At 62.3% G+C, this 10761-nt stretch carries 8 protein-coding genes; 2 read left to right on the forward strand and 6 right to left on the reverse strand.

The features are described from left to right. Positions 1 to 192: transposase (locus ACWEO7_RS36655; RefSeq protein WP_452430131.1), on the reverse strand; the 192-nt coding region annotated here is incomplete at its 3' end. A gap of 98 nt (positions 193 to 290) precedes the next feature. Then, on the reverse strand, positions 291 to 1100 hold the full coding sequence (locus tag ACWEO7_RS36660; RefSeq protein ID WP_452430132.1) for an amidohydrolase family protein: 810 nt from the start codon (positions 1098 to 1100) through the stop codon (positions 291 to 293). Between the two features lie 38 nt (positions 1101 to 1138). Here ACWEO7_RS36660 and ACWEO7_RS36665 point away from each other — a divergent pair, with 38 nt between their 5' ends. Then, positions 1139 to 1603 (forward strand): MarR family winged helix-turn-helix transcriptional regulator, encoded by a 465-nt coding sequence (locus ACWEO7_RS36665; protein ID WP_452430134.1) that lies wholly within the window; start codon positions 1139 to 1141, stop codon positions 1601 to 1603. 606 nt (positions 1604 to 2209) lie between these two features. On the opposite strand, the gene ACWEO7_RS36670 is transcribed toward ACWEO7_RS36665, so the two are convergent. Then, positions 2210 to 3451: a cytochrome P450 gene (locus tag ACWEO7_RS36670; protein ID WP_452430136.1), complete on the reverse strand. Its 1242-nt coding sequence runs from the start codon at positions 3449 to 3451 to the stop codon at positions 2210 to 2212. 1585 nt (positions 3452 to 5036) lie between these two features. Between ACWEO7_RS36670 and ACWEO7_RS36675 the strand changes: the two genes are divergently transcribed. Further along, positions 5037 to 5249 (forward strand): hypothetical protein, encoded by a 213-nt coding sequence (locus tag ACWEO7_RS36675; RefSeq protein ID WP_452430137.1) that lies wholly within the window; start codon positions 5037 to 5039, stop codon positions 5247 to 5249. Positions 5250 to 6343: 1094 nt separating this feature from the next. Here ACWEO7_RS36675 and ACWEO7_RS36680 read toward each other — a convergent pair. The 3 genes from ACWEO7_RS36680 to ACWEO7_RS36690 form a co-directional block, all read right to left on the reverse strand. Next, entirely contained in the window at positions 6344 to 6799 is a 456-nt protein-coding gene (locus tag ACWEO7_RS36680; RefSeq protein WP_452430139.1) for a hypothetical protein, read from the reverse strand. A 1926-nt stretch (positions 6800 to 8725) separates the two neighbouring features. After that, the gene (locus tag ACWEO7_RS36685) at positions 8726 to 9247 is read right to left on the reverse strand and encodes a type VII secretion system-associated protein (protein ID WP_452430141.1); all 522 of its coding nucleotides are present in this window, start codon (positions 9245 to 9247) and stop codon (positions 8726 to 8728) included. A 93-nt stretch (positions 9248 to 9340) separates the two neighbouring features. Beyond that, positions 9341 to 9928: a hypothetical protein gene (locus ACWEO7_RS36690; protein ID WP_452430142.1), complete on the reverse strand. Its 588-nt coding sequence runs from the start codon at positions 9926 to 9928 to the stop codon at positions 9341 to 9343. Between the last annotated feature and the right edge of the window lie 833 nt (positions 9929 to 10761).

The raw sequence follows: 10761 nt of genomic DNA on the forward strand, positions 1-10761 counted from the left end.
CCCGAACGAGGGCGGTAGCATCCGCCACGCGCAGCCGCTGGTCAGCACGAACACCACCGCGGTGAACACCGCCCGCTCATCAACGGGGGCGGTGCTACCACCCTGCGGACGCGCAGTGAACTGCGGGAGCAACGGCTCGACCAGGGCCCACAACTCGTCCGGGACGAGACGTTTCGACAACTCATCGACCACGAGTCGAACATCATGCAGCACAGCCGATTCCGGCACAACGTGAACGAATCACAACCACGTAAGACACGGTCTCAGAGGACCAGATCCGCGCTGCACTGTCAAAGCTTGAAGATCCGTTCAGCGTTGCCGCCGAGGAACAGGTCGCAGACTTCGGCATCGAGTTTTAGCTCGTTGAGGTGCTCCAAGCAACGCTCCGCTGAAAGCATTGGCCAGTTGGTACCGAATAGCACGCGTGTGCGGCCCGCGCCGCGCATATAATCGACCAGCGCGGGAGGCAACCGGTGGACCGCATAAGCAGACGTATCGATGTAAAAATTCGGATACTTCGTGGCCAGCGAGATCACTTCTTCGATCCACGGATGTCCGACGTGCCCGCCGACAACGACCAAGTCAGGGAACTCGAGCAGTACCGTGTCGAGGTAGGGAATCGGTCGGCCCGGCTCAGAAGGGCAGAGAGGACCGGTGTGGCCGATCTGGGTGCAGAATGGTATGCCTAGCTCGACACACGCTGTCAGCAACGGATAGTAGCGCCGATCATCCGGGGGCAAGTTCCACAGCCAGGGCACCACGCGTAGTGCGACCATACCGAGATCGGTTACTGCCCGTCGCAATTCCCGAACCGCTTCGACGGGGTAGCGCAGATCCGCAGTCGCCACCCCCACGAATCGGTCCGGATATGCGCGTACATGCGCCGCTGTTTCATCGTTGCTGATCAGCACCCCCTGCGGACCGGCCCATGCGCACAGCAACGCCCGATCCACGCCCGCGGCGTCCATCGCTGCCAGTGTCGTATCGATCGATGGGGCGGTCGCGCCCTGGCGCGTCCAGCGCAAAAGGGTTGCCAGCCAAGGCTGGCTCATAAATAGCGGATTGGGCTGCTGCGCCCAGGCGTCAATGATCTGTGTCATACCCGATGAATCTACTTCACTAGTGTAGCATCTGCAACGTGGAGTCTTCCGAAAGTTTTCGATCCGGCAGTCGACGCTTGTATTTTCACCTGCAGACGGTGGCACAGCGCTTGAGAGGGCTCGCCGACGAACAGTTCCGAATCGCGGGAGGGATCACCACCGCCCAGTCGGCGGCTCTGTCTGTCATAGTGCGCAATCCAGGCTGCGCTCAGCGCCTGGTTGCCGAGCATTTGAACCAGCGAGAGTCGGCGATCACGGCGATGGCGGCACGGCTCGAGGCTGGCGGGTTGATCGAACGCCGGTCGAGCGCGGTGGATGCGAGGGCATGGGAACTGTGGCCCACGCAAGCGGGTATTGATACGATCGCCACTCTGCAGCAGGCACTTTCCGCGATCAATGAGATTCTCGAAGCGGCTGTCGGCCCAGATAACGTGGACGATTTCGCCGACGCTCTACTTCGCCTGGAGCGCGCCCTCGACAGACAGGGGCGATCCACGAAGTGAGCACCTCCGATTCGCTCGCGGTGTATTCGCACCATTACCGGGCATGCGGAAGGACGGACACGAAAGATATTCCGTTCCCGGGACGGCCGTGCGTTCCATCGGGTCGAAGCGAACCACGGACTATCCAAGTAGTGCTTCAAATCGGCCTACCGATCGTCAGGGTTCAGGCTCGCGGTCGTGCGGCGGCGCTTCGACCGTCGCCTCGGTGCCGGTGGTCTGCGAGCAGCTGCTCACGGGGTTCGGGGGTACGGGTCAGCCGGCCGGGGCCGTGTTTCCAGGGGTCGGCGTGCTGCAAACCGGAACATTCCGGTACCAGTGTGCCGAACCACGACACCACGAGATCTGCGCCAGAGCCGAGATCAGGGATGGCAAGGTCGCCAACCGGCGGCCTACGTGGCATCGACGGCACCCGCGACATCCCGCGGTTGGGGGTCGGCGACGGCAGTGAGTGCGCAAAGTTCTGGTTCCAGGTCCTCGCCGAGCTCAAAACCGCGGTATCGCCTAGATTTGAAGCTCCTCTGCGACGGGCTCAGCGAGTCTGTCCGGAAGCGTTACGCAGATCTGCGTCCTGCACCTGTTGCGGACCTCGTTCCGGTATGCCTCGCGTCAGACGGAATCTAGATATACGGGCGAACTCGGAGGAAAGGCGACAGGGAGAGAGCTCAGCGCGCGGTGGAACGGACCCGGCCGCCACTGCAGCATCTCTCGCGCGACTGCGAGTTCCAGATCCGGGAGCGCGTCCAAAAGTTGATCGATGGCGTCCTGCGCGATGAGCAGCGCAATCGCCTGGGCCGGGCAAGCGTGCGGGCCCGTACTGAATGCCAGATGTGACCGGTTATCGGTAAGATCACCGGAACGGATAACGGGATCGTTGTTACATGCGGCCATGCTGATTATCACCGGCTCATGCGCCGGCAACCAGAAATTATCGATCAGGATCGACTGCCGCGGATAGCTGATGCAGTAATTCGCCATCGGCGGGTCGTTGAACAGTACTTCATCCAACGCGTCACGGGTCGACAGACTACCACCGAGAACACCCGCGGCAAATCGCTCATCGGTCAGCATCAACAGCAGCGTGTTTACGATCAGGTTCTGCAGCGGCTCGATACCGGCGCCGTACAACAGCGCCAATTGGTGCACCATTTCTTCGTCATTCAGCTTTACCGGGTGCTCCACCAAGTGGGAAGTGACATCGTCGTCCGGATTCTCACGTTTTGTCCAGGTGAGTTCCAGCAAAGCCTCGCTCAGCATGCGGTTGCCCTCTGCAGCATCGACGGTGTCGAACAGGGCCGCCATCCCGGTAGCCGCACGCCTGCCGATCTCGGGAGAACAGCCGAGGATCGCGTTCAGTGCACCGAAAATAAGAGGTAGCGCATACTGTCCGACTATGTCGCACTGGCCGTCAGCGCAGAAGGAGTTGATCAGCGCGACGGCCATCGTTTCGACTGTGGTGTGCAACCGGTGTAGGTCGATCTTCCCGAGCCCCGCCAATGTCGCCGCCCGGTATCGCGCATGGTCGACTCCCGCGCTGCGAATGGCATTGGGCCGCCACTCCATCATCGGCCGAATCGGGCAGTCAGTGGGAATTCCCCGTTCCCAAACCCGGGGATCAGCGGGAAAACGCTCCGGATCATTCAAGATATTCAAAGCGGCGTAATAGCCGATCACCAGAGTGGCCGGCACCCCCGGTGCCAGCTCCACCGGAACCAGCGAGCCGAAACGGCACCGCATCTCCCGATAGACCCGGTGCGGATCGACCGCGTACTCTTCCGTGTAAAGGGCAACACGCTCACCCACGAAGCCGATTGGCGCCGCATATGGCGGCGATTCACTCTCAATATCCAACGTCTATTGATTCCTGTGAGGTTTTTCAACGGGCGGTACACCCGCTTCGCCGAGCTGAACTTTTGATTACTTCATACCGTACTCAACCAGGCCTACTGCAGCGCTACAACGCGTTAAGCAACAACTGCGGTGCCCGATAAGTATTCCCGCTGCTGCATCACACTCTGAATAGATGGCTCCTTGGCCGGAGCGGGGAGCCCGGTCTGCGGTCTCGCCGACGCCGCAGCGGATTCTGCGGTATGCCGACCGAGAATGCAGTTGCCTCACTGAACGGTAGCGCAGACCGTGCAGCCATGGATGATACGCCGACAGCCTGGGCTCCCGACGTTCCTTGCGTCGAGCGCAACGACCACGCCAGGTCTACCAAAGACTTGATACGCGCCAGAATTCCATCGTTCGTATAGCTACGATCGCCGGATCCACCTTGGGCTCAACGCGAACGGCCTAACCGTCGCCGCCGATCGACCCTGTACAGAACACCGCAAGCACCCCGTCAACGCGGAGACTGTCGCGAGACCAGCGAGCCGCGGCGGGCGGGTCCGCCAGGACAGGACACCGCGTCAGACTCACAAGGCGGCGGCGACTGTTTTAGATAGTCCGCGAATCGGCCATCGACGCTGCGGGGGTGACCCGAACCCGCTGCGTGGTCGACGACACTGTCGACCGGCCTCAACTTCGTAGTCGGTATGTGCTGCATACTGCGTGTGGTCACGCGGAGCTACAATTCCCCAGAGCGGCCAGCTTGGCAATGGGGGAAACCCCCCATCCCATATAGGCGGACGAACTTGCCGCCGCCGCCACAACGAACGCGACGTACGTTGGGCGATCAGGAGCCATTGAGTATCGGGGTAAGTTAGAGAACTTAGCCTGCCGGAGTCTGCGACAGCGTCGGTCGTCGAGCGGCGCAGGACACCTGCTGATGATCAGCGACTGTGCGACCCGAAGCCGTGTACCGAGAATCGGGGCCGATGCCACGCAGTGGAGTACCGGAGGATGTCATCTTCGCCACGGAGGCAACACGGTGCCGAGTAGATGATGCCCGAGTGCTCGATGCTACCTGCGAACAGGTGGCCGGTCACCACGGTGATGCGTTTGGTTGCTGCGTTTTGCGGATTCGGTCCGGTATGCGCGTCGGCGGCCTGGATGCCTCTGGCCCGATGGTTTCTGCGGTGCGGCGGCGGATGGTCTCGCGGTGATGTCCCGCAGGTCGTTACGGATGATGACCGCTCATGGACGTAGTCGCCAGGGTGGGGCGCAGATCGTGCAGGCCCTGCAAGTGAATACCGTGCGTGGTGCACGAGGCGATGCATGGAAGCTGTGACGATCACTCTCTCGCGGGTCTCACGCGTGGAAGTGTCGAGGCCCACTGTCCAGACCGGGTGTGCGGTTGAACAGGTGTAGTGATTGATGGCCCGGCCCCAAGGGTTTCCATGCGGGCTAATTGGCCCGCCGAGGCGCAGACGGCGTGGGGTTCGCCTTCGTGGGCTTGGGTGCGGTCGGCGCCTTCGGCTTATGCGCAGCCGTGTTCGGTGGGTGCGCAAGTGTCGGTTGGGACGGTGGTGGTACCGGCTTGCGCTCGGCCGTCTTGTTGACTGTGGGCGCCGTCGGAGCATGTCTGGCCGATGTGCTTGTCGGCTTACTGGCCGGTGTCGTCGTCCTGGTGCTGGTCGGTGTCGTCGTCCTACCGATAGACGTGGTGGTCGCAGGGAGGGTCGATGTTGTGGTGGGGACTGTTTGTGTTGTCGTCGGGGCGGTGGTGGTGGTGATCGGATCCTGGCTGGGGTTCTCGCTGGGCTGAGCCTGGCTCGTGCCCAAGGGAGGGTCGACCTGCACCGAAATATTCGCGCTGATAGAGGGGCCGGGCATCGGGTCGGAGGTCGGGATATCGGCGGCCGGCGCGGCCGGATCGCTCGCGGTGGGCTCGGCCGACTCACTGGTGGTCGTGTCGGCCCCCGGAGCTGCCTCGTTTCCGAGGGTCCCCACCGCCGTAGCGCCGTTCGGAACGGGTACATCATTCGGGGTCTCCAAGACGTCGGCAACGTCGCTGATCGCCCCGATCCGGGTGGTCGGATCCGCCCCGCTCGATGTCTCGGAAATGTCCGACGCCAATGCATCGCCGGCCTTTTCGTTTCGCCCCGAATCCGGGGCTACCACGACCCCGACGACGAGTGCGATCAGTGCGGCGGCCGCTGCCGCGGCGTAGGGCAAATGCCGGTGCGCACCGCGGGCCGCCGGATGTGGCACTCGTCGGCGGAGGTTGGGGAATCCGGTGGACCGCAGTCCCGAGTCCGACGACCCGGTCCTATCCTCGGATACATCGTCGCCGAAGTCATCGACACTAGGTACGTCGCGAGGACTGGCATAGACAGGATCATGAGCGCCTACCAGCGCCTTCGCGCTGCATTCAGCGGTCCCGCTGTCACATGTGCCGATAAAGTCTGTTGCATCGATGTCGGGCGTGCGGGCAGGTCCGGTGGCGCTGGAATTGTTTCGGTCGCGTTCGTTATTATCGAGTGATTGCATCATGGATTTTTCTTTGCAAAACGAATTCCGTCGGTCGGGATATCCGTATTCTGGTCAGCCGAGTGCCGTCGGGGAATCGGCGTGCGGGATGCTCAGCCGCGAACTGCCGGAGCCGTCCGCCCGGGAACACTCAGATATCCGAGTCGACGCCCCACACAATGGCATAACCGCCGGTGTTCGAATCCAGCCAGGCAGGCTGGCTATCCACGCCTTGAGTCTCGGCCGGCGAAGTCCGCACACCCGAGACAAAATCCAATACGGACAGCCACTGATCATTCGTGACTTGCCGCGCGCCGCGTCTTCACCGGAACCCGCCGCTGATGTCCGTGCAGCTGCTTACTGCCGTCATCAGCGGCGGGATCCCGGGTCTCAGCAGTTGACCATCATAGCGTCGTACGTGTTTTTTAGGGGGACGAAGCCCTGCGACCACGCTGGCAGTGTCGGACTCCAGTCAAAGCTGTTCTTGTCCCAGGTGGGGCCGTTCCTGTAGGGATTGTAGTTGCCCAACTTAATGCTGTTGCCGTGTGTGTAGTAATAATCTGCCTTGTCCGAGAAGCCGTTATTTCCCATGTTGGAGAACCAGCAACTAGTAGCTACCCACATGTTGTTGGTTGCGAAATCTGCGACGCAGGCCCGACCCTCCGGGCAAGGTGCATTCCACACAACATAGCCAGTAGCGGAGGCTTCGCCCGGTGTGAACAGCACTGCCATTGCCGCCATGGCAGCTGCTGACGCTAGGACCGACAGTCTTTTCCTCATCATCGCTTGTTCCTGTACTGAGTCTGGATATTTGTATTGGCGGTGATTTCCGCTGCGCAAGAGCATCCCACGAGCTTGAATAGCTGTCAACGGAACGCCGACGGCGATTACCGATATTGCGTTTGACCGCCTACTAAGTAAGTTGATGGTTAATTCTTTAGGTATACCGAATTCGGGTATGCCGGATTTAGGTATACCGGCGCCTGGGCCTCAGCCGACGTCGCCGAGCTGGTAGCGATCGTCTTTTGAGGGCGACAACTTCAGCATGGTCCACGAGGCAGTCCATCGCGGCTGCAGTGGACCGATCCCGGCTCGATGGACACGGGGGATCGGTGTCGCCCGTTAGTCGCGCATTCGGTGCTGAGTTCGGCGCGGCGTTATTTCATCGAAGAGTACTGCGCAGGCGGTGGCGTTCGTTCGGGGTGAGGGACGGCCCGGTGGCCGAAGTGACACGCGATACCGGCGTACATGAGACGACGCCGAGAGGATGGGTGAAGAGGCGAAGGAGTCCAGGGCCGGGGATGCCCGCGCCGATGAGCCGCTGACCGAAACAGAGCAGGCCGAGTTGGCGCGGTTGCGAGCGGAGAACCCGGAGCTGAGGATGCAGCTCATGTTCGCAGAGGAAGTTGCGATCCGATTCGCGAAAGATCGCCGATCGCGAACAGGTTTGGAATCGAGAGTTGACGTGCGAGCTCACCAGTAAGTGTCGACCCACGAACCATGACTTCGTCAGGCGATCGACTCGATTCGAACGGCCGCCAAGGCTTTGTTTGGTAATCCGAGAACGTGCGGGTCGACGATGTTGTGGAGTTGCTGGTCGGTTCGGGAGGCGATCCAGGTCGTGGCGATGTCGTAGCCGGTGTCGAATAGTTCTCCGGTTGATCGGGCTGGGGCCGTGAGCACCGCGCCGCAGGGCTGGTGGGCGAAGATGGTCGCTTCGCGAAGGTCCGCCTCGTAGAACGGCGCGGCCGATTCCGGATTATGGGCAGTGACGGAGGCAAGAGGGGGAAGATCAGTCCGCCGCGGCGGGACGGGGGGAAAGATGTCGTGGGGGACGCGGTACTGGCAGCCGCCGTCGAAGAGTCCTCAGGCCCCGCGGCCGCGGGCAGAGTCCATGGTATGCGGGTGGTTGCGACGAGTGCGTCAGCGCCGGGCAGGTCGGACAGGCCCGGTTTCGGCAGGTCTCGTGGTAGCAGTAGTGTGCCGTGTTTGGCAAGTAGACGGGTATGAGCAGTGACGACGCCGACTGGTACGGCTGTTCGGTTGGTTTCGGATCGAGGGCGAAGTCGGCGAAGGTGCGGTCACCGACAATGACGTGGGCGAGTCCGCGAATCCGTGCCTCGGGGTACAGGGCACGTCGGGTCATCAGGGTGCGAAAGCTTCTGCCGACCAGGACATTCTGTTCAGAATGATAAAGCGTGATTTGTCGTGCCTGGTCTCGAGTCATGCCCAGCGCTATCGCTGCGGCCGCGAGCGCGCCACCAGACGCCCACGACGACCGGTTGCAACGCGCGGGCAGGTCGCCAGCTGATCTACGACAATGGCCCGCCGGCGACCAACCAGTACACGCTGCTGGATGAACTGGCCGCGCGCCCAGGTGGCTCTGATGCGTGCTGACCCGCACAGCCGAGCCCTCCGCGACATCGTTTTCGACCTCGTGCACACCACAACCGTCACCCCCTACATGGCCAAGCAGATCTCCGGCTACTGGCAGGGATGTGGCGACAACCCGGCCATCGAGGTTGGGGCACCGACAGGCAGGAACTATCACCGACAACGAGCTCGTGGGGGTTGCTGATCAGGCGGGGTTGGCCCGTCGGTCTATCAACGGACTGTGGCCCCGCCAGCCCCCGCCTGACGACACATGACGACTGGACGAGGTCTTCCATCACACTCGTGCGTACCACCCAGTTGCCGGGCGGGTGCCACGTCATCGGAGTTGTCTGGCGACCGCGCGCTGACGGCGGCGGTGACAACGCTGCGAACCGGGTGTCATGCGTGACCGGCCGCACGAATCGCGGTGGTGGCCAGGCGGAAAGGGTGACCACTGCCGGGGTTGAACAACATGTCGGTGCCGTCGGGGATGATTTCAGACAGCCGGGAGCCGAGGACGGGTATCCAGCGTGACGACGCCAGTCGTTGTTTGTGGATTTCGGCGGTAACGACGACCACGCAGGGAATGCCGTCGGGTGAGGCGGCCGTGCGTGGCTGGTCGTGCTCGTCGCAGGCGATCTCGACGACGGTGTGCAGCAGGGCGGGGATGATCTGATCGCCACAGTCTTCATCGGCGGTGACGAGACGTAGAAGAGCGTCGAGGGGGTCGCTGGGGGTGTCCGGGGTTTGGGGCCGGTAGGCGGGATTCGGCCGGAAGGGTCCGAGTGTTCCGTCCTCCTCGAGTCGCCAGCCGCCGACCATCATCTCCACCGGCGGTGGCTCCTGGTCGGGGGCACCGCGCCAAGTCGGGTCGAAGAGCACGAACCAGTCGCCTCGGCGGACTGCTGAGGACGGGTCCATCAGCTACTTCCCCTTTCCTGTTTCGGTTGTGACGAGCTCTCCGGCGGTGTCGGATTGTTCCCAGGCGCCGGATAGGTTTCGAACAACTTGCCGTCAGAACCGGGGGGGGGGGGGGCGCTCCACCGCCAGCCAGGTGGGCATTCTGTCGCCATCCGGCGTCGGTGTGTAGACGAAATCGGTGGGGGCATGAATGTTTCCGGTCACCGTACCGGTCGAGTGGAGGTGGGCCGCGGCCATGCGGGCGGTGGAGGCATTGGGCGCTCCGCTCGAGCACATGATGAGCACCTGCTCGCCTGCCGGGTTGCGTCTGATGGCACGCGCGGAATTTTTGACCGCCGCGAGCATTCGCCCGAACTCCGATCCGTTCAACTTCACATCGACCCATTTCGGGAACAGTGTGCTACCGGTGTTGATGCTGATCTTGGCGTGGTCGGGGGCAGCATGGGCCATGAAGTAATTGGGTGGTCGGCCCGATCTGCGGACGGCATCGGCCCACGGTGCATCTTCTGGTGGTGAGTCTTGCCATTGCTCGTCCGGACCGACCGGCTGAGTAGGGATGACCTCCGTGTCGGCCTGTCTCGTCTCCTGCCTCGCCCACGGCTGGAACTCCTCGCGAATTCGTTCCTCGTCTGGGGTGAAGACGGCTCCGATGCGTTCGCCGTTAGCGTCTTTCAGGGGCATGCTCCACACCTGCCGGGGCCGGAACGTTACCGGCTCACCTCCGCGGGTGGTGCCCGTCAACCACTTCACCCGATCGCGCCCTTCACGGTCTCCGCGAGCGTGCGCGCGGGCTGAATCTTGTAATGCCTCCCCGAAACCTCGGGTCATATCAGCCCGACCCTGCCCCACACGGCGGACCGAGCCTTGGATTAGATCACGCAAACCGCGAAAGGCTGCATCCACCGTTCCGGCCACGCTGTTCTTTCCTTCGCATGCATGGGGTATTGCTGCATGCCATGAAGCGACGGCTACCGCCTGCAGTTATCGCCTGGCATCTGAAAGTCTGGTCGCTCGTCGGCACATGCATGCCACAGGCATCTTCCCGGCAGCGGGAGGGATTGAGGCGGATGGCCGTGACAGCGTTATTCCGGACCCATCTGTCCAGGGGTATAGCGCCGAGTCGGATCTAGCCACTTGGCCACCGCTTCCCAATCTGCGAGTGTCAATCGTTCAGCGATATGGTTGTCCAGTTCGACGCCTTCTCCGAAGATGCGGCGGTAGCGAGTAGTTTTCGAAGTCATTATCAACTCCATATTTGCATAGCGGCTGTCTTTTTGGCCTTGCTCTACGTATCCATCTGGCGACGTGGGCCAATGGGCTGGTTACGTCTGACCTCGTCGACCAGCGTCATTGCCGCCCCTGACACGTTTCCAACCGGCACCCAGAGTCCAGGGGGGGAGTTCGATGTTCCCCATACCTGGTCAGTACCCGATTTCGTGGACGACGGCCTCAGCGCGTGCGTGCAGGACCTCCTGCAGAACCATCCGGGACATCGCCATGTTCGACAGGTGCCC

This window comes from Nocardia sp. NPDC004260, from assembly GCF_053603155.1.